23 protein-coding genes are annotated in these 19922 nt (G+C 60.7%); 9 read left to right on the top strand and 14 right to left on the bottom strand.

The window, feature by feature from the left end:
* Positions 1 to 40: 40 nt before the first annotated feature.
* Positions 41 to 1537: a YifB family Mg chelatase-like AAA ATPase gene (locus NTD81_RS12955; RefSeq protein WP_262182910.1), complete on the bottom strand. Its 1497-nt coding sequence runs from the start codon at positions 1535 to 1537 to the stop codon at positions 41 to 43.
* A gap of 87 nt (positions 1538 to 1624) precedes the next feature.
* A complete protein-coding gene (locus NTD81_RS12950) occupies positions 1625 to 1879 on the bottom strand; it encodes an accessory factor UbiK family protein (protein ID WP_262182909.1) in 255 nt (84 codons plus the stop codon).
* Between the two features lie 411 nt (positions 1880 to 2290).
* Here NTD81_RS12950 and glnK point away from each other — a divergent pair, with 411 nt between their 5' ends.
* The 3 genes from glnK to sutA all read left to right on the top strand — a co-directional run bounded on the left by glnK (position 2291) and on the right by sutA (position 4638).
* Positions 2291 to 2629, top strand: a complete 339-nt coding sequence (gene glnK / locus NTD81_RS12945; RefSeq protein ID WP_021700071.1) for a P-II family nitrogen regulator — start codon at positions 2291 to 2293, stop codon at positions 2627 to 2629.
* Between the two features lie 35 nt (positions 2630 to 2664).
* Positions 2665 to 3981 carry an ammonium transporter gene (locus NTD81_RS12940; protein ID WP_262182908.1) on the top strand — a complete coding sequence of 439 codons (1317 nt, stop codon included), beginning with the start codon at positions 2665 to 2667 and terminating at the stop codon, positions 3979 to 3981.
* Positions 3982 to 4308: 327 nt separating this feature from the next.
* A complete protein-coding gene (gene sutA, locus NTD81_RS12935; protein WP_262182907.1) occupies positions 4309 to 4638 on the top strand; it encodes a transcriptional regulator SutA in 330 nt (109 codons plus the stop codon).
* A 72-nt stretch (positions 4639 to 4710) separates the two neighbouring features.
* On the opposite strand, the gene NTD81_RS12930 is transcribed toward sutA, so the two are convergent.
* The 6 genes from NTD81_RS12930 to lptM form a co-directional block, all read right to left on the bottom strand.
* On the bottom strand, positions 4711 to 5403 hold the full coding sequence (locus NTD81_RS12930; RefSeq protein ID WP_262182906.1) for an HAD family hydrolase: 693 nt from the start codon (positions 5401 to 5403) through the stop codon (positions 4711 to 4713).
* Positions 5400 to 6296 (bottom strand): tyrosine recombinase XerC, encoded by an 897-nt coding sequence (gene xerC, locus NTD81_RS12925; RefSeq protein ID WP_262182905.1) that lies wholly within the window; start codon positions 6294 to 6296, stop codon positions 5400 to 5402. Before xerC ends, NTD81_RS12930 begins: the two co-directional genes overlap by 4 nt.
* Positions 6297 to 6367: 71 nt before the next feature.
* Positions 6368 to 7066, bottom strand: coding sequence for a DUF484 family protein (locus NTD81_RS12920; protein ID WP_262182904.1), 699 nt, complete (start codon positions 7064 to 7066; stop codon positions 6368 to 6370).
* Positions 7063 to 7893 (bottom strand): diaminopimelate epimerase, encoded by an 831-nt coding sequence (dapF, locus tag NTD81_RS12915; protein WP_262182903.1) that lies wholly within the window; start codon positions 7891 to 7893, stop codon positions 7063 to 7065. Before dapF ends, NTD81_RS12920 begins: the two co-directional genes overlap by 4 nt.
* A gap of 12 nt (positions 7894 to 7905) precedes the next feature.
* Entirely contained in the window at positions 7906 to 9159 is a 1254-nt protein-coding gene (gene lysA / locus NTD81_RS12910; RefSeq protein ID WP_262182902.1) for a diaminopimelate decarboxylase, read from the bottom strand.
* A gap of 9 nt (positions 9160 to 9168) precedes the next feature.
* The gene (lptM, locus tag NTD81_RS12905) at positions 9169 to 9297 is read right to left on the bottom strand and encodes an LPS translocon maturation chaperone LptM (RefSeq protein ID WP_262182900.1); all 129 of its coding nucleotides are present in this window, start codon (positions 9295 to 9297) and stop codon (positions 9169 to 9171) included.
* A gap of 127 nt (positions 9298 to 9424) precedes the next feature.
* Here lptM and NTD81_RS12900 point away from each other — a divergent pair, with 127 nt between their 5' ends.
* From NTD81_RS12900 to rnk, 4 genes are all read left to right on the top strand, one after another.
* A complete protein-coding gene (locus NTD81_RS12900; protein WP_262182899.1) occupies positions 9425 to 10465 on the top strand; it encodes an AraC family transcriptional regulator in 1041 nt (346 codons plus the stop codon).
* A 49-nt stretch (positions 10466 to 10514) separates the two neighbouring features.
* A complete protein-coding gene (cyaY, locus tag NTD81_RS12895; RefSeq protein WP_262182898.1) occupies positions 10515 to 10847 on the top strand; it encodes an iron donor protein CyaY in 333 nt (110 codons plus the stop codon).
* A complete protein-coding gene (locus NTD81_RS12890; protein ID WP_410017151.1) occupies positions 10768 to 11034 on the top strand; it encodes a DUF1289 domain-containing protein in 267 nt (88 codons plus the stop codon). The genes cyaY and NTD81_RS12890 overlap by 80 nt, the downstream gene beginning before the upstream one ends.
* Positions 11035 to 11153: 119 nt before the next feature.
* On the top strand, positions 11154 to 11564 hold the full coding sequence (gene rnk / locus NTD81_RS12885) for a nucleoside diphosphate kinase regulator (RefSeq protein ID WP_262182893.1): 411 nt from the start codon (positions 11154 to 11156) through the stop codon (positions 11562 to 11564).
* A gap of 37 nt (positions 11565 to 11601) precedes the next feature.
* On the opposite strand, the gene NTD81_RS12880 is transcribed toward rnk, so the two are convergent.
* The 6 genes from NTD81_RS12880 to argH all read right to left on the bottom strand — a co-directional run bounded on the left by NTD81_RS12880 (position 11602) and on the right by argH (position 17695).
* Positions 11602 to 14457 (bottom strand): class I adenylate cyclase, encoded by a 2856-nt coding sequence (locus tag NTD81_RS12880; RefSeq protein WP_262182891.1) that lies wholly within the window; start codon positions 14455 to 14457, stop codon positions 11602 to 11604.
* 112 nt (positions 14458 to 14569) lie between these two features.
* Complete coding sequence (locus NTD81_RS12875) at positions 14570 to 14815, bottom strand: TIGR02647 family protein (RefSeq protein ID WP_262182889.1); 246 nt, start codon at positions 14813 to 14815, stop codon at positions 14570 to 14572.
* 154 nt (positions 14816 to 14969) lie between these two features.
* Positions 14970 to 15245: a hypothetical protein gene (locus NTD81_RS12870; protein ID WP_262182887.1), complete on the bottom strand. Its 276-nt coding sequence runs from the start codon at positions 15243 to 15245 to the stop codon at positions 14970 to 14972.
* Between the two features lie 2 nt (positions 15246 to 15247).
* Positions 15248 to 15730, bottom strand: a complete 483-nt coding sequence (locus NTD81_RS12865) for a GNAT family N-acetyltransferase (protein WP_262182885.1) — start codon at positions 15728 to 15730, stop codon at positions 15248 to 15250.
* Positions 15730 to 16299, bottom strand: coding sequence for a shikimate kinase (locus NTD81_RS12860; RefSeq protein ID WP_262182882.1), 570 nt, complete (start codon positions 16297 to 16299; stop codon positions 15730 to 15732). Before NTD81_RS12860 ends, NTD81_RS12865 begins: the two co-directional genes overlap by 1 nt.
* Position 16300: 1 nt before the next feature.
* Positions 16301 to 17695: an argininosuccinate lyase gene (argH, locus tag NTD81_RS12855; protein ID WP_262182881.1), complete on the bottom strand. Its 1395-nt coding sequence runs from the start codon at positions 17693 to 17695 to the stop codon at positions 16301 to 16303.
* A gap of 281 nt (positions 17696 to 17976) precedes the next feature.
* On the opposite strand from argH, the gene NTD81_RS12850 reads away from it, so the two are divergent.
* On the top strand, positions 17977 to 19056 hold the full coding sequence (locus NTD81_RS12850; protein ID WP_262182880.1) for a sensor histidine kinase: 1080 nt from the start codon (positions 17977 to 17979) through the stop codon (positions 19054 to 19056).
* Positions 19053 to 19796 (top strand): LytR/AlgR family response regulator transcription factor, encoded by a 744-nt coding sequence (locus NTD81_RS12845; RefSeq protein WP_262182878.1) that lies wholly within the window; start codon positions 19053 to 19055, stop codon positions 19794 to 19796. The genes NTD81_RS12850 and NTD81_RS12845 overlap by 4 nt, the downstream gene beginning before the upstream one ends.
* Positions 19797 to 19922: the final 126 nt, after the last annotated feature.

Raw genomic sequence — 19922 nt, 5'->3', positions numbered from 1 at the left:
GCGCTGTCTGTAAGTCGGTGGCGGGGGTTAAGTGCTGTACTTAACGCTCGCCGCTACTGGGGCGGTACTGCAAGGCTTCCGCCAGATGACTACGCTGCAATAGGCTGGCTTGTTCAAGATCAGCCAACGTCCGCGCCACCTTTAATACCCGGTGGGCGGCACGCAGGCTCAAACCTAAACGTTCACATGCCGCCTCCAGCCAAGCGCTGTCCGCCTCGCTTAGCCGGCAATGCTGCTGCACGCCGGCGAGGTCCAGGTGGGCATTGGCGCAGCCTTGGCGCTGCAGCTGCAGTTGCCGGGTACGTACCACCAGTGCGGCCATTTGCGCGGTAGTCGCCCCTTGATCAGGCGGGTTAAGGCGCGTGCTTTCCCGCGGCACATTAAGGTGCAGGTCGATGCGATCCAGCAGCGGGCCGGACAGCTTGCCGCGATAACGCTGGATCTGCTCACTGCTGCAACGACAGCGTCCAGCTGGGTCACCCAAATGTCCGCAAGGGCAGGGGTTCATCGCCGCGACCAATTGAAAACGCGCCGGAAAGCGCACTTTCTCCCGCGCCCGGGCGATGACGATATGCCCGCTTTCCAACGGCTCGCGCAGCACCTCCAGAACCTTGCGGTCAAACTCTGGCAGCTCATCTAGAAACAGCACGCCATGATGGGCCAGAGTGATTTCTCCGGGTTGCGGATGACTGCCGCCGCCGACTAAAGCCGGCGCCGAGGCGCTGTGATGGGGCGTGCGAAACGGCCGCTGCGGCCAGGCCGAGAGTGGAATAGGGCTGGCCACCGAATGAATCGCCGCCACCTCCAGTGCCTCCTGCTCGCTGAGCGGCGGCAGCAAGCCGGGCAGGCGGCTGGCCAGCAAGGTTTTACCGGTGCCGGGAGGGCCACTTAAGAGCAGGTTATGCCCGCCCGCCGCAGCGATCAGCAGGGCGCGTTTAGCCGCGACTTGGCCCTGCACCTCGGCCAGATCGGGATAGGGCAGCACTTGGCGCAACAAGCCTTGGGCCTGATAAAACGGCAGCGGGCTCTGGCCATTAAGGTGCGCCGCCAGTTGCAGCAGATGATCCACCGCCAGAATCGGCAAGTCCCCAGCCAGGCTGGCCTCTTCGGCATTGGCTAAGGGCACCACCAAGGTTCGTCCTGCTTCACGGGCGGCCAAGGCTGCCGGCAGTACGCCTTGCACCGCTCGCACCGCGCCGGATAACGCCAGCTCGCCCAAACACTCCAGTGAGTCCAACTTCGTAGCAGGGATCTGGCCGCTGGCGGCGAGGATGCCCAAGGCGATGGCCAGGTCGTAGCGCCCACCATCTTTGGGTAAGTCCGCCGGGGCGAGGTTCAGGGTGATGCGCCGGTTGGGAAATTCAAAGGCGCAATTCAGGATGGCGCTGCGCACCCGGTCCTTACTTTCTTTCACGGCGGTTTCCGGCAGACCGACCAGGGCTAACGATGGCAGGCCGTTGGCCAGGTGGGCTTCAACCGTCACCGCTGGGGCGCTCACGCCAACCTGCGCGCGGCTGTGGACAATCGCCAGGGACATCGATCACTCCTTGATCGCTTTGCGCATCCTGCGCAGGTGGCTGGTTGCCTTGCAGACTCGGTGTCGCGATAACTCAGTTGCTTGCGCTTACTCGTTGTGGCTGCTGGCTTCCATGGCCGCGACTTTCGCTTCCAGTGCTTCTAAGCGGGCACGGGTGCGGGCCAGCACCACCATTTGGCTATCAAATTCTTCTCGGCTAACTAAATCCAGCTTGCTGAAGGCGCCTTGCAGCAAGACTTTGAACTGCGCTTCAAACTCGCTGCGTGGCAGGGGCGATTCGCCGTTAAACAGGCGTGAGGTTTGCGCGCTGAGGGCGTCTAGGAGGGCTTTAGGTGGCAACATAATGATCTTCCATTGATGAGTCGCGGCAGTGTAGCACGCACCTTGTGTCAGGCTTTGCGCTGCGGCGGACGGGCTTTGCACGGTTATTGCGCGGAGCCTGGGGTAGCTGTGCGCTATTTTGGTGCGAAGGTTTTCCCTGGTTATTGCTAATCCTTTGGAACGCCGTACTAACTGCATGAAATTAATTGAGTTTGCGCAGTTGGCAAGGTTTCTGCTTTGTCTGTCGCGACGCACTTATTGCAGTGCTTGCAATAGGTCGGATGAAGCGGGGGGAGTGCTTCGTCAGGAGCGAATGGTGGCATCGACAACGTTTTAGTCAGGGCGCGATGCATTACAAAAGCCAGGCACTGCCTTAGACTTGAGCCGGGTTCGTAATTCCTGGGGCAAGTCCACCTACACGGGAGAAGTTACATGAAGCTAGTCACTGCCATCATCAAGCCGTTCAAGTTGGACGACGTTCGTGAGTCACTGTCCGAGATCGGCGTGCAGGGCATCACTGTCACTGAAGTTAAAGGCTTCGGTCGGCAGAAGGGCCACACCGAGCTGTACCGAGGGGCTGAGTACGTTGTCGATTTCTTACCAAAAGTGAAGATCGACGTGGCCATCGCTGACGATCAACTCGATCGCGTTATCGAAGCCATTACTAAAGCAGCCAACACCGGCAAGATCGGTGACGGCAAGATTTTCGTTGTAAACCTGGAACAGGCCATCCGCATCCGTACCGGCGAAACCGGCACCGACGCAGTTTAAGCCACCGAACCCAACACGCCCCAGGAGATAACAATATGACTCTGCGCAAAATCGCAGGGCTAGGAGCCCTTTTGTCCCTCGCTATGCCAGGCTTAGCCATGGCTGACGAGGTTGTCCTCAACTCTGGCGACACTGCCTGGATGCTCACAGCCACCGCTCTGGTGCTGTTTATGACCATTCCAGGCTTGGCGCTGTTCTACGGCGGCATGGTCCGCTCGAAGAACATCCTGTCGGTGATGATGCAGTGCTTTGCCATCACTGGCCTGATGAGCATTCTGTGGTTCGTCTACGGCTACAGCATGGCCTTCGATACCACTGGTATGGAAAAAGGCGTCACCAACTTCAATTCCTTCGTCGGCAGCCTGGACAACCTGTTCCTCAACAAGCTGACCAAAGAAAGCCTGACGGCGGCCTTCCCGGAAAGCGTGTTCATCACCTTCCAGATGACCTTCGCCATCATCACCCCGGCCCTGATCGTCGGTGCCTTTGCTGAGCGTATGAAGTTCTCGGCCATGCTGATCTTCATGACCATCTGGTTCACCATCGTTTACGCGCCAATGTGCCACATGGTGTGGAGCGGCGACGGTGCCTTCCTGTGGGATGCTGGCGTGATCGACTTCGCTGGCGGCACTGTGGTGCACATCAACGCCGGTATCGCCGGTCTGGTGGCTTGCCTGGTGCTGGGCAAACGTAAAGGCTACCCCACCACGCCAATGGCGCCGCACAACCTGGGCTACACCCTGATTGGTGCCGCCATGCTGTGGATCGGCTGGTTCGGCTTCAACGCCGGCTCCGCTGCTGCGGCCAACGAAACTGCCGGTATGGCCATGCTGGTCACGCAGATCGCCACCGCTGCAGCTGCGCTGTCGTGGATGTTCGCTGAGTGGATCACCCACGGCAAACCAAGTGCTCTGGGCATTGCCTCCGGTGTCGTAGCTGGTCTGGTCGCCATCACCCCAGCGGCTGGTGCCGTTGGCCCAGTGGGCGCTCTGGTGATTGGTCTGGCTGCCGGCGCAATCTGCTTCTTCTGCGCCACTAGTCTGAAACGCAAACTGGGCTACGACGATTCCCTCGACGTGTTCGGCGTGCACTGCATTGGCGGTATCGTCGGGGCGATCCTGGTCGGCGCTTTCGCTTCGCCTTCGCTGGGTGGTTTCGGCGAAATCGAAAGCATTGCGACCCAGCTGTGGATCCAAACCGAAAGCGTGCTGTTCACCATCGTCTACACCACTGTGCTGACTTACATCATCCTCAAAGTTCTGGATTTGGTGATTGGTCTGCGGGTGAGCGAAGAGTCCGAATCTGTTGGCCTCGACCTCTCCGAGCACAACGAGCGCGGCTACAACCTGTAAGGTTGCCAGCCCTCGTAAAAACGCCCGGTTAGCCGGGCGTTTTTTTGTGCAAAATAAGCTGGCCTTTAGCCTTTTGTCGTAGCGCCTAATGCTTCGGGGCGACTGACCGATAAGCCTTGTGCGAGATTTTTTTAAGCTTTGTCCGCATGCCTGTGGCGCTGCCCTTTGTTTTTTCTGCGGGCGCGCTAGAATGCGCGCCGTTAAATGTCGATCAGTGATGTGGAACGCCCATCCTGATGGTTTAACAAGATTTTTTTCAGCGACGTTAGAAAATTGACGTAGCTGGGCTATAACTACTTTGCTTTTCGCAAGTCATGAGGTTGGAACATGAGCGACGAAGATCTGGAACACGACGAATTAGACGGCGCTGACGAGGATGACGGCGAGGAACTGGCAAGCGCTGATGACGTTGATGGTGACGTTGACGGCGAGGGTGATGACGAGATCATCCCAGCCGCTAAAAGCAAGAAAGCCAAAGCCGCTGTCGATCTAGACGAACTGCCGAGCGTTGAAGCTAAGCAGAAAGAGCGCGATGCTCTGGCGCGGGCCATGGAGGAGTTTCTCTCCAAGGGCGGTAAGGTTCAGGAAGTTGAGCCGAACGTGGTTTCTGACCCACCCAAGAAGCCCGACAGCAAATACGGCAGCCGTCCTATCTAACGGCGGCGCAGTATGCAAAAACCGCAGGTCTGAGCCTGCGGTTTTTTTTACCTTAACCCCCGTCTGGCGGGGTTAGCGCCAGTTGCGTAGCAGTTCAGGCAACTGGGCCAAACGCTGTACCTGGGCGTCGGGCTGGTGGGCTGCGGTCCAGTCTTTGCCTTGCGGGTTGAACCAGACGGTGTTCAAGCCCGCGCGTTGCGCCCCGGCAATATCGTCCTCGGGATGATCGCCGATATGCAGCGCTCGCTCAGCGGCTACGCCGGCGCGGCGCAGGGCCTCGTTAAACGGCTGTGGGTCAGGCTTGCCCACGCCTAGGTCTTCGGCGCACAGCGCAAACTGGAAGTAATGAGCCAAGCCAATGCGGCGCACATCGGCGTTGCCGTTGGTGATCACCGCCAATTGGAAGTGCTGGCTCAGCTCGCTCAGAGTGCTGTGCACGTCGCTGAATAAATCCAGCTGATGCCGGGCATGTAAGAACACCTCAAAGGCACTGTCGGCCAGTTGTTCGGCCTGAGCGGTATAGCCTGCGTCTTGCACCACCTGCAGCAGCATCCGGCGGCGTAGCTCGCTGATGCGGTGCTTGAGGCCCGGCTCTTGCTCCAGCAGGGCGCTGCGAATAGCCAACAGCTCCTCGTGGGGCAGTGGGCCGACGCGTGGGGTGTGTTCGGCCATCCAGCGGCGTAGTTCGACTTCGGCCGTTTCGATGGCGGGGGCGACATCCCACAGGGTGTCATCGAGATCAAAGGTAATCAGTTGCAGGCTCATTCGGGGCTGCCTTTACGTTTGGCGCGTGGATGGGCCTGATCATAGACCGCTGCCAAGTGCTGAAAATCCAAGTGGGTATAAACTTGGGTGGTGGCAATATCGGCATGGCCGAGCAGTTCTTGCACGGCGCGCAGGTCTTGCGATGACTCCAGCATGTGGCTGGCAAAGCTGTGCCTAAGCATGTGCGGATGCAGGTGTTGGCCCAGCTCCCGCACACCGGCTTGGCGCACCCGCAGTTGCACCGCGCGGGGGCCGATACGGCGGCCCTGCTGGCTGATAAACACCGCGCCATCGGCCGGTTTGGCCATGGCCCGCAGCGGCAGCCAGGCCTCCAGTGCCACCCGGGCTTGGCGGCCGACGGGCAGCTCGCGGGTTTTATTGCCCTTACCGATGACGCGCACGAGGCCGGCGGGCAGGTCGAGGCCGTCCAGATCCAGGTTGACCAGCTCCGATAAGCGCAGCCCCGAGGAATAGAACAGTTCGAGCATGGCTTGGTCGCGGCGGGCGATAAAGTCGTCTTCCAAGGCACCGTCGAGCAGCTGTGCGGCGCGGTCGGTGTCGAGGGTGCGCGGTAGGCGCCGTTCGCCCTTGGGCGGCATCAGGCCGCTGGCGGGGTCGTTCTGGCAGTGGCCTTCACGGATCAGATAGCGGAACAGACCGCGGGTGGCCGAGAGCAGGCGGGCTAGGCTGCGGCTGGATTGGCCGTGCATATGCAGGCGGGCGATCAAGCGGCGCAAATCGGCGGTGCTCAGCGCAGGCCAAGCGTTGACCGACTCATCCTGGCAAAACTTCAGCAGCGTGGCTAAGTCGTGGCCGTAGCCGCTGAGGGTGTGTTTGGACACCTGGCGCTCGCTGCGCAGGTGCTCCAGATAGGCATCAAGCAAGGCTTGCATAGGCGCTCCGTAGACGGCTTAGGGCACGGGCGGCAGTGCTGGCCAGACGCTGTGGGACTGGCCAGCCGGAATTAACGTACCGAACGCAGCGGGGTGGCAAAGCTCGGCACGACGCGGGCGAGGATTTCCGCGATGTAACCGAGGAACAAGGTGCCCAGAGAGCTTTTGTAATGCTGCGCATCGCTGCTGCCAATCGCCAGCACGCCGTGCAGGCCTTGATGGGCGATACTGACCACGGCCGCGGAGCCGATTTGCCCGGCGTCTTCGGCGCCGAACAAGAACTGCAGCTCATGTTCGCGCAGCACGCCGCAGATGGTTTTGCCGCTGGTGAGCAGGCCGCCGATTTGCTGGTGGGCTTCGGCGTTGGTCACCGAGCGGCCCACCGGCAGAGGCGCTTCGCAAAACAGAATCAGGCTGACGAAGGGCACCTGGAATTCGCGGCGCAGGCTGTCTTCGACGCAGCTGACCACTTCCTCCAGGCTGTTGGCGTCCAGCAGGTCGAGGACCAGGCGGCGGGTCTTTTCAAACAGGCGGTCATTGTCGCGGGCCACGTCCATCAGCTGCGACAGGCGATGACGCATGTCGATATTGCGCTCGCGCAGCAGTTTCACCTGACGCTCCACCAGCGATACGGTATCGCCCCGTTGGTGCGGGATACGCAGCTCGGGGATCAACTCATCGTGGTCGATAAAAAACTCGGGATGCAGGCGCAAGTAAGCAGCCACTGTTTCGGCATCCAGGGGCTTGGGGGAATCCTGCTGATCGGTCATAGACGTACCTGTCCTTCATACACGCGCACGGCGGGGCCGGTCATCATAACGGGCTGACCCGGGCCTGCCCATTCAATGCTGAGTTTGCCGCCGGGCAGTTCGATCTGTACCGGCGAGTCCATCCAGCCCTGGCTGATTGCCGCCACCGCTGCGGCACAGGCGCCGGTGCCGCAGGCTTGGGTTTCCCCGGCGCCGCGTTCCCACACGCGCAGTTTGGCGCGTTGGCGGTCAAGCACCTGCAAAAAGCCGGCATTAACCCGCTGCGGGAAGCGCGGGTGATGTTCCAGCTTCGGTCCCAGGCTGTGTACCGGCGCGCTGTCGACGTCGTCGACGCGCAGCACGGCATGCGGGTTGCCCATCGACACGGCCGCCAGCTCAAGGCTCTGGCCTTCGACTTCAACCGGGTAACTCAGGGCCTGCTGCGCAGCCTGGAACGGAATCTGCTCCGGCTTTAAGCGCGGCGGGCCCATGTTGACGCAGATTTGCCCGTCGGCACGCACATCCAGCTCGATGATGCCGCCTTTGGTTTCCACGCGAATTTGTTTCTTCACCGTCAGGCGCTTATCCAGCACAAAGCGGGCGAAGCAGCGCGCACCATTGCCGCACTGTTCCACTTCTGAGCCGTCGGCATTGAAGATGCGATAGCGGAAGTCCACATCCGGGTTGCTGGGCGGCTCGACCAGCAGCAGCTGATCGAAGCCGACGCCGGTATGCCGGTCACCCCATTGCTTAGCGTTTTTCGGCTGGATATGCGCGTGCTGGCTGACCAGGTCGAGGACCATAAAGTCATTACCGAGGCCGTGCATCTTGGTAAAGCGCAATAACATGACCGAGTCCTTTTAGCTGGCGGGCGGCAGGCAGCTTTCGCCGGCAAACAACTCGTGGAGGGTTTCCCGGCGGCGCACTTCAACGCTCTGCTCGCCATCCACCATCACCTCGGCAGCGCGGCCGCGAGTGTTGTAGTTGGAGCTCATGACAAAGCCATAGGCACCAGCCGAGCGCACGGCCAGCAGGTCGGCTTCGGCCAGCACCAGTGAGCGGTCCTTGGCGATAAAGTCGCCGGTTTCGCAAATCGGTCCAACTAAGTCGTAGGGGCGCGCTTCGCCTTCGCGCGGGCGCACGGCAACCACTTCCATCCAGGCTTGGTACAGCGCCGGGCGGATCAGGTCGTTCATCGCTGCGTCGATGATGGCGAAGTCTTTATGTTCGGTGTGCTTGAGGTATTCCACGCGGGTCAGCAACACGCCGGCGTTGGCGACGATATAACGGCCTGGCTCAAAGACCAGGGCCAGGTCGCGCCCGGCGATACGCTGGCGAATCGCCTGGATGTACTCGCCAGCCAGCGGAGGTTGCTCGTCGCGGTACTGCACGCCGAGGCCGCCGCCCAAGTCCAGATGCTTGATCACGATGCCGCGCGCGGCTAAGCGATCGACCAGCACCAGCAGGCGGTCGAGGGCATCGAGGAACGGTGGCAAGCTGGTCAGCTGCGAACCGATATGGCAATCCACGCCCACGATGCTCAGGTTCGGCAGTTCAGCGGCACGGGCGTACACCGCCTCGGCCTGCTCGATGTCGATACCGAACTTGTTTTCTTTAAGGCCGGTGGAGATATACGGGTGGGTGCCGGCGTCGACGTCCGGGTTAACCCGCAGCGAGATCGGCGCCACTTGGCCCAGCTCGGCGGCCACTTGTTGCAGACGCTCCAGCTCATCGCGGGATTCGACGTTAAAGCAGTGCACGCCAACTTGCAGGGCGCGGCGCATGTCGTCGCGGCTTTTGCCAACGCCGGAGAACACCACTTTGGCCGGATCACCGCCGGCGCTGAGGACCCGCTCCAGCTCGCCGCGGGAGACGATGTCGAAGCCTGCGCCGAGGCGGGCCAGGACGTTCAGCACGGCCAGGTTGGAGTTGGCTTTAACGGCAAAGCAGACCAGATGGGGCAGACCTTGCAGGGCATCGGCGTAGCTGCGGTACTGGGCTTCGATGTGGGCGCGGGAGTAAACGTAGGTCGGCGTACCGAAACGTTCAGCAATAGCGGACAGGGCGACACCCTCCGCGAAGAGTTCACCATCGCGGTAGTTAAACGCGTTCATGAGCGGTCCTTATTCGGCGGTTTGCGCTTTGGCTGGCTTATCTTCGTCAGGCAGGTACAGCGGGCCTTTTTGGCCACAGGCTGCAAGCAGGGTGCTGACGGCAAGCATCGCAAGAACGGCGGTGAACAAGCGTTTCATGGTGAAATCCTTGAAAATTTGCATGATTGCACCGGAGTATACCGAGCACCTGACGCCTTGCCTATGCGCCAAGGTTCCCGTATTACGGGGCTTTGTCAGGAATATTAGACAGCGTTTAGGAGCCGCGATGGATCACCCGCTAGTCACCATCAGTTCGGTTTCCGTCGCCTACTTGCAGGGCTTGCTGGATTATTTGGCGCGCCAAGGCCTAGAACCCAGCGCTTTGCTTGCCCAGGTGCAGCTCGCTCCGCAGCTGCTTAGCCAGCGTGATCAGCGCATTGCCGCCAGCACTTACCTGCAATTACTTGGGCTTGGCGTGCAAGTCAGTGACGATCAGTTTTTAGGCCTGCATTTGGGCGAAGCAGTGCGGCCGGGCTACTACGGCGTGCTGGGTTATTTGGTCATGAGTTGCGCCACCCTGGCCGATGCCCTGCATCGCCAAGCGCGCTATGCCGCGCTGGTGGGCAACCTGGGGCGGATCGATCTGGCTGACGAGCCGCCGCGTCCAGACACTGAGCCGTTGGTGGTGCACAGCTGGTGGCCACAGCATCGCCAGCAGCAACGCCAGCTCAGTGAGGAAACCCTGGCCGGCTGGCTGACCTTCGGCCGCTGGGTCACGGGCTTGGACGTGGCGCCGACCGAAGTGCGCTTTCAGCACGCGGCGCCGGCGGATCTGCGCGAATACCAGCGGATCTTTCGCTGCCCGGTGTTATTCGAACAGGCCGACAATGCCCTGGTCTTCCCCAAACGCTTGCTCAGTACGCCCTTAGGCCAAGCCGACGCGCAAGTGCGCTTGATGCTGGATGCTTATGCCGACCGCTTGCTTGGTGAAATTCAGCAGGGGCAGACGGTGCTGGATCGCGCCCGGCTTGAGTTATCCCGACAATTACCGGAGGCTGGCGCGGATTTGCAGCAAATCGCCGAGCGTTTGGCCTTAAGTCCGCGTACCCTGCAACGGCGTTTGCGCGAAGCGGGTTTGTCGTTTAACCAGTTAGTCGACCAAACCCGGCAGCAACTGGTTTTGCACTATCTGCGCGATCCGGCCCTGGATCTGGTGGAAATCGCCTTTTTAGTCGGCTTTAGTGAGCCTGGCTCGCTGGCCCGGGCGTTTCGTCGCTGGACCGGGCAAAGTCCAGGCGAATATCGCCGGCAACTGCACGATCGTTAATCACTGCAGCTGAAGACTGTAGGTGTTGAATTTTTTGAGGTAAGTCGTAATGAGTTTGACCGAAGCCCGCTTTCACGACCTGGTCGATGCCACCCAACAGGCGGTGGAAGATATTTTCGATGACAGCGACCTGGATCTTGATCTGGAAAACTCCGGCGGCGTGCTCACCGTGCGCTTTGAGAACGGCAGTCAACTGATCTTCAGCCGTCAAGCAGCGCTGCGCCAACTGTGGCTGGCGGCGCGCAGCGGGGGGTTCCATTTCGACTACGACGAGGCCAGCGAGCGTTGGGTCTGCGACACCAGTGACGAGTTGCTGGGCGAGATGTTGGTGCGCATCACCGAGGAACAAGCCGGTGTCGAACTTGAGTTCGAAGAGCTCTGAAAGCCCTGCCGCAGACGTCGCCAGCCCCTGCCGGCGGCAATGCTGCCTGGATCCCGATGACGTCTGTTTAGGTTGTGGCCGGCGTCTGACGGAGATCCTGCAATGGGCTAGCCTGGATGGCGCTGGCCGTCGTGCGGTGTGTGCGGCGGCGAGCGCGCGACTGGCCAGGCGCCAGGGTGGCCGCTGAGCCACTGGCCTTGTTTATTTAATTAGCTGTGGTAGGGTCGAGCCAGGCCCTTGTAAAACCCCATCCATCGCGATGGGGTTTTGCTTTTTGTCATTTACTAAAGGAGATGCACCCGCACCATGAGCAGCACACCAGCCATTATCATCACTCGCCTTGACCTACAGCGTCTGGAGCAACTGCTCGACGAGCTGGACGACTACGGCCCCGCCGCCGAAGCGTTGCACGCCGAACTGGCGCGCGCCGAAGTGGTCGGCCATGACGAAGTGCCGGCGGGTGTGGTCACCATGAACTCGCGGGTGCACTGCCGGGAGCTCGGCAGCGGCAAGGACTACCACCTGACCTTGGTTTATCCCCATGAGACCGGCCCTGAGGGCAATGTCTCGGTGCTCGCTCCGGTAGGCAGCGCGCTGCTGGGCCTGAGCGTGGGCCAGCACATCCAGTGGACCTTGCCCAATGGCAAAGTGCTCGAGCTTGAGCTGCTGGCCGTGGAATATCAGCCAGAAGCCGCCGGCGAATACCAGCGCAACTAATCCCTCCTGATGCAGGCCTAACGCGCATTGCTGCGCCCTAGGCCTGCTCCAGCGCTTGGTTGAGGGCCGCTTCTAGGCGGCTCTTGTAGCGCAGGTAATGCACCCCTTGCATCTGCCCACCACCGAGCACCGCCGATAAATCCAAGTCGGTGATGTAGCACGGGTAGCGCAGCGGCTCGCGGCGTTGCGCCAAGATATGGCGGGCCACCGCGCTAAACAGGCCAGCGCCATACTGCAATTCAGAAAATTCCTGATGGTTGCAATACAGGGTAACGCTGGCGTGATTGCTGTCGGTGGGCGTGATGATCGCCTGCACGTCATAGAACGCCTGATTCAGCGCCGACTCTGGCGGCGTGCGCGTCTCTAAACGCTGCGGGCGCCAGGGCGCATCCGGCTGGATGCGGTAATACAGCAGTTGCAGTGGCTGATGCTCTGGTTGGCTGTCCAGCGGCAAGGCGGCGTTGTGCCGGTACAGCACCGCCTGGAAAAACCGCTGCAGCGGGGTCAACAGGCTTTGCTCATCGCGATAGGGCACGCGTTGCCGCCACAGGCTGTTGTGTTCATCGAGCACGCTCAGTTCAGCCTCATCGCCCCGTTCATTGAGGCGGTAGAACAGTTGAATGCAGTGCGGTTGGCCGGCGGGCAGGATCAGCGCCAGGTCGTCGCCGCTTAAGGCGCTGCGGTCCAGGCGCAGTGCGCTGTAGTCGGTTTGCTCGTTGCCCAGATGCTCGATCAGTGTGGGCAAGTCTTTCAGGCCGATATGGCTGACGTGGCTCGGGCGCAGATCGAGGATGTGATAACGCTGGCTGATTTGCAGCAGATAGCGCGTGGCCAAGCTGCCGCGCACGCTCACCAGTGCCTGCTGGAACAGCTCCTGCACCCGCTCGGCGATGGCGCTGGCGCGGTTGCGACAGAAGCAGCGTACCCGCAAGTTCGGCAGCGGGCCGTCGGCGGGCAGGTTGTTGAGGTAGTCGCGCAGGCAGTCAAGCAGGGCATCCGCGCCTTCGTAGCGGTGGACCAGCAGCTCGTGCCAGCTGTTCAGGGTGACTTGATCGATGCTCAGCACCAAGTTTTCGCGCACTCCGGAGTAGGCGAGGGCGTCGGTGTGCTCGGTGGTCATATGGAGGTTCTGCTGGCTGAACTGCTTAAGCGGGTCCAGCGCCACATTGACCAGCAGCAACACCTCCTTGGCCTGGCTGGGGCTTAGCAGCGCCGCTTCGTCCACCGCCGGCAAGGGCAGTGGCACCAACTGCTGCAGGCTGCCAATCAGGTTTTGCAGCTCCGGTTCGCGCAGATCACTGCTGCCAGGGTTCAGGGCCAGCCGGGTGGTGGAGTCGATCACGCCGTTGCGATAACTCCAGGCCAGCAGTTCGAGTAAATCGCGGCTGCGCTTAAGCGGGGCAAAGTTATTCAGTTCCTGAGCGGCGACGCTGCCGTGGTAGATGGCCCACTGCTGCTCTTTGGGGTTGTCCGGGTTGGCGCTGTGGGCCAGGGTCAGGGTGTCCTCGGCCAAGTCGGGGGCGATACCGGGGTTAATAAACTCGATCTTGCCGGCTTTGCGCTCAAAGGCGGCGTACAGGCGCCGGCCGAGTACGGCCATGTCACGGCTATTGAGCGAACTGCCGGTTTGGCTGGTGCGGGCAAACTGCGACAGAAAGCGGTAGCTGTAGGTCAGCTCATTGACCAGCATGCGTCGCTCGGCTGTGACCTGGCGCATCTTCCACTGGCTGCGGCTATCCAGCAGGGCCAGCTTGCGCGAGTCCCACTGCCAGTTGCTGCTGAGCTGTTCGAGTAACAGGCGCTGCCAGCTTTTGCGCGGTCCGCGCGGCGGCCGGCTGAGTTTGCGGTCGACCTTCAGGTACAGGCAACGGCGCACCAACTCCAGGCGCTCGCTCTCGCCGCGTTGCGTGAGGTATTCCTCCAGGCGTCGGTAGACCATGATGTAAGGGTCCAGCTCGGCCACATCCAGGCGGTTGGCGTACACCGCCTGCTTAAAGCGCCGCGACAAGCACTGCACCTGCGGGTATTCGCTGGCATAGACCTCCGTCAGGAGCAGCTTAAGTACCGACTTATAGGGCGATTCGATGCCCTTAAACAGCTGCCACATGCCGGCGCCAATAAATTCCTCGGCGGGGATATGGTTCAGGTGGCCGAAGTCGAGCACATCCTCGGCGCGGACAAAGCGTCTGGCCAGCAGGGTGCTGGTGTAGTGCTCGTAGCGGTGCTCTTCATAGCTGGGCACCAGCCACCACATCGGCGTACGGCCGCCGAGCCAGATGGCGGTGCGATAAAACTCATCGAGCAGCAGGTAGTGCTGGGTGGTGCCGCAATCATCGGAGCTGAGCTGGGTTTCGCGGCTGCCCTGGGTGAAGCGCTGTGGGTCGATCAAAAAGAAGTGTGCTTCGGCGCCTTGGCTGGCGGCCCAGGCTTCCAGCAGCTGGCATTTCTTCTGTAATTCCAGGCGTTGCTGATCGGTTAAGTCGCTGGCGTGGCACAGCCATAGGTCCAGATCACTTTGCTCGGCCTGAGCCACGCTGCCGAGGCTGCCCATCAAAAACAAACCCAGCAGCGGCAGGCTCTGGGGCGCGCGATAGGGTTTATAGGTGAAGGAGCGGGTCAGGCGCTGCACTTGCGCCAGTTGCTCAGGGCTTGGTTCAAAGCCGCACAGACCGCTGGGCGTGAGGGCGCAGACATAGCCCGGCAGCAGCGGGTGATTCACATGCAGCAGCAGCGGCAGTAAGTTGAGGACCAACTGCTGGCGTGTCGACATCGCCTGCAACGTGTGCTGCAAGCGGCTTTGGTTGATTTTGAGGAAGCGTCCGCGCAGTTGGGTCAGGACCTTACGGTCGATGCCCTCATCAATTAGCGGACGTATTTCGTCATGACGGCTCATGCGCAGGCTCTACGAGCATCCCAAACCCACGAGCATCCGGCGAGTGAGTAACGGCGGGGGTAAGCAGCCGATCCGTGCTAAGCCAGCGCAAGGCTGGCCTGGCGGGCTGGGATCAGGCGGTTTGGCTGACGTCGAGGATGGTCAGTAGCGCTTGGGCGTGTTCGGCCGCATCTAAACCTAGGCTAGTGAGATAACCGCCATCGGCTTGGCTGATAAGGCCTTTGTCATGCAGTCGCTGGGCAGCAGCGACGGCGCTGGGGGAGGCGGTGTGATGGACCTTGATGCCTTCTTGGGTGCTGCTGAGGTTAAACAGGGCAAGGATTTCCAATTCCGCGATCAACTCGGGGGTAAAGGCCATAGGTACTCCAGCTTGTTGTTGTATGTCAGCTGCGGCCAAGGCCGGCAGCGCCTGCTGTGGTCAACGGCGGTGTTGCAGTTAGCAGCGTAGTGAAGCCTGCCGGGAGTTGCTAGGGGTTGATGCTGCCAGAAATCGGTTGTTCAGGGTTAGCCAGTTACTCGCGTTCCTCTGGCAGGCTGGGCAGGGCGCGCAGGCCTTGCTCGTAGCGATTGCTGTCGAATGGGCGGTCTTGGCTGAGCATCAAGTCGATCTCATCGGCCAGCACCACGGCCATCATGGCAATGATTTCTTCGCGCTCATAGCCGACCAAAGTCAGCTTGTTCAGCACGGCTTGGACAAAGGCGGGGTCGCCGGCTTGCAATTGGTTTTCGATGGCTTGGCTCAGGGTGTCTTGGGCGAAGTCTTCGTCTTCTTGCTCGTTGCTGCTCATGTTTAGTCTCCTTGGGCGAAGTCCAGCAGGGCTTGGCCGGTCAGGCGGTAGAGGGTCCACTCTTCTTGCGCTCTGGCACCGACGGATTGGTAAAACTCGATGGCCGGGGTGTTCCAGTCCAATACCGACCATTCAAAGCGGCCGCAACCATTGCTCAGGGCTAACTGGGCCAAATGCCGTAGCAGTGCCTTGCCCGCGCCAATACCGCGCTGGTTGGGATCGATATAGAGGTCTTCCAGATACAAGCCGTGCTTGCCCAGCCAGGTCGAGTAGTTAAAGAAGTACACGGCATAGCCAATGGCCTGGCCTTGGTATTCGCAGATCAGGCCATGCGCCGTGCTGTTCTCGGCGAACAGGCTGGCGCGGATACCGGCGACATCGGTTTTCACCTCATGCTCGGCTTTTTCGTAAATCGCCAGATCGCGGATAAAACCGAGGATCAGCTGCGCGTCGGCAGCGGTGGCGGGGCGGATATGCAGGGACATCAGGTTCTCCTTGCCGGCACTTGGGCGCACAGGCTATTCAGCAATTGTTCGGCGGCGGCATGGGAGCCAAGGCGGATGTAGCGTTGGTTTGGCGTGACGGCCTGCATCTCTGCTGTGTAGCGCTTGCGGTACACCGGGTGGCGTGTCCACGCCCAGGCCAAAATGGATTGGCGTGGGTTGAGCTTGAATAGATTGCTCCAGCGCTCGCGGTTGCCGTTCCACAGTTCTTCGCGGCTTAGCAGGCGCTTGAGGGTGCGCAGGATGACTTGGCGCATGACGGTGGCGCGCGGTAAGTCGAGCCAGATGACCATGTCTGAATGCTTAAGAATCTGCGGGCGCACTAGGCTGTAGTTGCCCTCAACCACCCAGTGCTCGCCTTGCAGTTGCTCGTTGACCTGGTGCAGGAAAACTTCATCGGCCAAGGGCTGCCAGTTGGGTTGGTGATACAGCGCATCCAGCTCGACATGTGGATAGCCTAATCGCCTGGCCAACTGGCGAGCCAGGGTGGTCTTGCCCGAGCCCGAGCAACCGACCACGGAAATGCGCCGTCCTGGCGCATTGTCTGCCATCTTAGCGGCTGGCCAGCAGGTCACGGCCCCGCACTACGGCTTTGCGCACTTGGTTAGGCGCGGTGCCGCCAATATGGTCACGGGCATTCACCGAGCCTTCGAGGGTCAGCACGGCGAACACATCCTGCTCGATTTGATCGCTGAACTGGCGCAGCTCGTCCAGGCTCATCTCGGCCAGGTCTTTACCGGTTTGCACGCCGTACTTAACGGCATGCCCGACGATCTCGTGGCAGTCGCGGAACGGCAGGCCTTTGCGCACCAGGTAGTCGGCCAGGTCCGTGGCGGTGGAGAAACCACGCAGGGCCGCTTCACGCATGATCGCGTGCTTGGGCTTGAGCGCTGGGATCATGTCGGCAAAGGCGCGCAGGCTGTCACGCAAGGTGTCGGCGGCGTCGAACAGCGGCTCTTTGTCTTCCTGGTTGTCCTTGTTGTAGGCCAGCGGTTGGCCCTTCATCAAGGTCAGCAGGCCGGTCAGGGCGCCGAACACACGACCGGTTTTGCCGCGTACCAGCTCGGGCACGTCGGGGTTTTTCTTTTGCGGCATGATCGAGCTGCCGGTGCAGAAGCGATCTGGCAGGTCGATAAACTGGAACTGCGCGCTGGTCCACAGCACCAGCTCTTCGGAGAAGCGCGACAGGTGCATCATGGCCAGGGACGCGGCGGCGCAGAACTCGATGGCGAAGTCGCGATCGGAGACGCCGTCCAGGGAGTTGCCACCCACGGCTTCAAAGCCGAGCAGCTCGGCCGTGATTTCGCGCTGAATCGGGTAGGTGGTGCCGGCCAGTGCGGCCGAGCCCAGCGGCATGCGGTTGGTGCGCTTGCGGCAGTCGACCAAACGCTCGTAGTCGCGGCTGAGCATCTCGAACCACGCCAGCAGGTGGTGGCCAAAGGTCACTGGCTGGGCAGTTTGCAGGTGAGTGAAACCGGGCATGATGGTCTCGGCTTCACGCTCAGCTTGTTCCAGCAAGCCCTGTTGCAGGCGGGTGATTTCGGCCAGGATCAGGTCGATTTCATCGCGCAGCCACAGGCGGATATCGGTGGCCACTTGGTCGTTACGGCTGCGCCCGGTGTGCAGTTTTTTGCCGGTGATGCCGATGCGGTCGGTCAGGCGCGCTTCGATGTTCATGTGCACGTCTTCGAGGTCAACGCGCCAGTCGAACTGGCCGGCTTCGATTTCGCTCTGGATGGTTTGCAGGCCATCAATGATGCTGTCGCGCTCGGCATCGGTCAGCACGCCGACTTTGGCCAGCATCGTGGCGTGGGCGATGGAGCCCATGATGTCGTGGCGATACAGGCGTTTGTCGAACTCCACCGAGGCGGTGAAACGGGCCACAAAGGCGTCGACGGGTTCGCTGAAGCGGCCGCCCCAGGATTGGTTGGTTTTTTCAGTGCTCATGGCTGTGCTCGGCTGGTGCGCTAAAACGGGCTGGCCACGGGTGGGCGGCCGGCAGACAAAAAAGTGTGCCGATCATAGCAGGCTGGCAGCTAGTTTCGCCGCGTCGCTTTATCTGGGTGATGGCCAATTTAGCCATTGGCGCCGCTGTTGGCCCTCTGCCACGGCGCTTGGGCAGATGTGCCGATGGCGCGCTGGCGCAAAGTTTTCTTCGTCGGCCCGTGTGATTATGGCGCTCTGTGCTGCTTAGAGAGTGGCGATGAAGTCCTGCGGAAGTGATGGCAATGAAGATCAGAACAGCTAGCAGCACCCAACAACCGGAGCTGGACGATTTCTTCGTCCCGGCCCTGTGTGAGCCGGAAGCTTTATTGAGCATGGTGCTGTTGGCCGAGTTATTGGTGCTGGTGCTGGTCTTGGCGCAGCCGATGACGCCGGGCTTCGACTGGGTGCGTTTGGCCCTGACTTCCTTGTTTGTGCAGTGGATGGTGCTGCTGTCGGCGGCCATTTTGTGCCGTTTACGCCCGCTCTTGGCGCGTATGCCAGTGGCTGTGGCCGGCACCTTGTGTTGCCTTATCGTGGTGGTGTTAAGCCTGCTCTGCACCGCTGTGGCCGATCACTATGAATTAGGCGGCCCGCTGCCGCGCAGCGCTGAGGTCTATCCTTACTTACGTCACGGTCTGATCAGTTTGATCATGTCGGCCTTATTGCTGCGCTATTTTTACTTGCAGAGCCAATGGCGCAAGCAGCAGCGCGCCGAGCTGCAAGCGCGGATCGAGTCGCTGCAGGCGCGCATCCGCCCACACTTTCTGTTTAACAGCCTCAATAGCATTGCCAGTTTGGTCGCGGTCGATCCGCCTAAAGCGGAACAGGCGGTACTAGACCTCTCGGACCTGTTTCGCGCCAGTCTGGCTAAGCCCGGCAGCCTGGTGTCGTGGCGTGAAGAAGTTGAATTAGCGCAACGATATTTATCGATTGAGCGCTATCGGCTCGGCGAGCGTCTACAGTTGCAGTGGGAGGTTGTTGATGTGCCGGATGACTTGCCCATTCCACAGTTAACTTTGCAACCCTTGCTGGAAAATGCGCTGGTTTATGGCATTCAGCCACGGATAGAAGGCGGGGTTGTACGGGTCGAAGCGAGTTATCAAAAGGGAGTATTTGCGTTGTGTGTGAGCAATCCATACGAACCGCTAGGCGAGGAGCCTTTATCACGCGGAACTCACCAGGCCTTGAGCAATGTCGATGCGCGACTAGTGGCACTTTTTGGACCAAAGGCCAGTCTGAGTGTTGAGCGCCGTGAAGGTCGTCACTTCACTTGTCTAAGCTATCCTTGTGCTAGAACGAAGCAGGAAGCCCGTGCACTATGAATGTACTGATTGTCGATGATGAACCCCTGGCCCGTGAACGCCTGAGCCGAATGGTGAGCGAACTCGACGGCTATCGCGTTCTTGAACCCTCGGCCAGCAATGGCGAAGAGGCTCTGAGCCTGATTGAAAGCCTAAAACCCGATGTGGTTTTGCTTGATATCCGCATGCCTGGGCTGGATGGCCTGCAGGTAGCGGCCAAACTGTGTGAGCGTGAAGCGCCACCAGCGGTGATTTTTTGTACAGCTTATGACGAGTTTGCGGTCGAGGCTTTTCAGGTCAGCGCGGTGGGCTATCTGGTTAAGCCGGTGCGTCCTGAGAGCCTGGCCGAAGCGCTGAAAAAGGCCGAGCGGCCTAACCGCGTGCAACTCGCTGCGTTAACCCGGCCTGCTGCTGTGGCCGGTGTACCGCGTAGCCATATCAGTGCGCGTACGCGCAAAGGCATTGAGCTGATCCCGCTGAGCCAGGTGATCTACTTCATTGCCGATCACAAGTACGTGACGCTGCGCCATACCGGCGGCGAAGTGCTGTTGGATGAGCCACTCAAAGCACTGGAGGAAGAGTTCGGCGAGCGTTTTGTGCGCATCCACCGCAACGCTTTGGTTGCCCGTGAACGCATTGAGCGTTTGCAGCGCACTCCTTTGGGTCACTTCCAGCTGTACCTCAAGGGCATGCATGACGAAGCCCTGATCGTTAGCCGCCGCCATGTCGCTGGCGTGCGCAAGCTCATGCAAAACCTCTGACACAGCGCGTTACCTTTGCTCTGTGCCGTGCTGGCCACAGGCCTGGGGGGATAGGGGAAGCCCTAACCTCGTAGTCTTGCCTGTCGCCGCAGTTGGGTTGTGTCTTTATAGCGGCGCCGTTGAGCT

Source organism: Pseudomonas sp. 5P_3.1_Bac2, assembly GCF_025465995.1.
Lineage (GTDB): Bacteria > Pseudomonadota > Gammaproteobacteria > Pseudomonadales > Pseudomonadaceae > Aquipseudomonas.
The sequence above is the reverse complement of the archived record's forward strand: the minus strand, read 5'-3'. Positions and strand labels throughout refer to the sequence as shown.

What these genes read in the sequence shown, in the direction of transcription:
- NTD81_RS12875 (WP_262182889.1), bottom strand. Translation starts at nt 14,815, where the DNA reads ATGGCCTTTACCCCCGAGTTGATCGCGGAATTGGAAATCCTTGCCCTG.
- NTD81_RS12845 (WP_262182878.1), top strand. Translation starts at nt 19,053, where the DNA reads ATGAATGTACTGATTGTCGATGATGAACCCCTGGCCCGTGAACGCCTG.
- argH (WP_262182881.1), bottom strand. Translation starts at nt 17,695, where the DNA reads ATGAGCACTGAAAAAACCAACCAATCCTGGGGCGGCCGCTTCAGCGAA.
- lptM (WP_262182900.1), bottom strand. Translation starts at nt 9,297, where the DNA reads ATGAAACGCTTGTTCACCGCCGTTCTTGCGATGCTTGCCGTCAGCACC.
- NTD81_RS12955 (WP_262182910.1), bottom strand. Translation starts at nt 1,537, where the DNA reads ATGTCCCTGGCGATTGTCCACAGCCGCGCGCAGGTTGGCGTGAGCGCC.
- NTD81_RS12850 (WP_262182880.1), top strand. Translation starts at nt 17,977, where the DNA reads ATGAAGATCAGAACAGCTAGCAGCACCCAACAACCGGAGCTGGACGAT.
- NTD81_RS12880 (WP_262182891.1), bottom strand. Translation starts at nt 14,457, where the DNA reads ATGAGCCGTCATGACGAAATACGTCCGCTAATTGATGAGGGCATCGAC.
- rnk (WP_262182893.1), top strand. Translation starts at nt 11,154, where the DNA reads ATGAGCAGCACACCAGCCATTATCATCACTCGCCTTGACCTACAGCGT.
- NTD81_RS12940 (WP_262182908.1), top strand. Translation starts at nt 2,665, where the DNA reads ATGACTCTGCGCAAAATCGCAGGGCTAGGAGCCCTTTTGTCCCTCGCT.
- NTD81_RS12920 (WP_262182904.1), bottom strand. Translation starts at nt 7,066, where the DNA reads ATGACCGATCAGCAGGATTCCCCCAAGCCCCTGGATGCCGAAACAGTG.
- NTD81_RS12900 (WP_262182899.1), top strand. Translation starts at nt 9,425, where the DNA reads ATGGATCACCCGCTAGTCACCATCAGTTCGGTTTCCGTCGCCTACTTG.
- sutA (WP_262182907.1), top strand. Translation starts at nt 4,309, where the DNA reads ATGAGCGACGAAGATCTGGAACACGACGAATTAGACGGCGCTGACGAG.
- NTD81_RS12860 (WP_262182882.1), bottom strand. Translation starts at nt 16,299, where the DNA reads ATGGCAGACAATGCGCCAGGACGGCGCATTTCCGTGGTCGGTTGCTCG.
- NTD81_RS12930 (WP_262182906.1), bottom strand. Translation starts at nt 5,403, where the DNA reads ATGAGCCTGCAACTGATTACCTTTGATCTCGATGACACCCTGTGGGAT.
- NTD81_RS12865 (WP_262182885.1), bottom strand. Translation starts at nt 15,730, where the DNA reads ATGTCCCTGCATATCCGCCCCGCCACCGCTGCCGACGCGCAGCTGATC.
- cyaY (WP_262182898.1), top strand. Translation starts at nt 10,515, where the DNA reads ATGAGTTTGACCGAAGCCCGCTTTCACGACCTGGTCGATGCCACCCAA.
- NTD81_RS12950 (WP_262182909.1), bottom strand. Translation starts at nt 1,879, where the DNA reads ATGTTGCCACCTAAAGCCCTCCTAGACGCCCTCAGCGCGCAAACCTCA.
- NTD81_RS12870 (WP_262182887.1), bottom strand. Translation starts at nt 15,245, where the DNA reads ATGAGCAGCAACGAGCAAGAAGACGAAGACTTCGCCCAAGACACCCTG.
- xerC (WP_262182905.1), bottom strand. Translation starts at nt 6,296, where the DNA reads ATGCAAGCCTTGCTTGATGCCTATCTGGAGCACCTGCGCAGCGAGCGC.
- glnK (WP_021700071.1), top strand. Translation starts at nt 2,291, where the DNA reads ATGAAGCTAGTCACTGCCATCATCAAGCCGTTCAAGTTGGACGACGTT.
- lysA (WP_262182902.1), bottom strand. Translation starts at nt 9,159, where the DNA reads ATGAACGCGTTTAACTACCGCGATGGTGAACTCTTCGCGGAGGGTGTC.
- dapF (WP_262182903.1), bottom strand. Translation starts at nt 7,893, where the DNA reads ATGTTATTGCGCTTTACCAAGATGCACGGCCTCGGTAATGACTTTATG.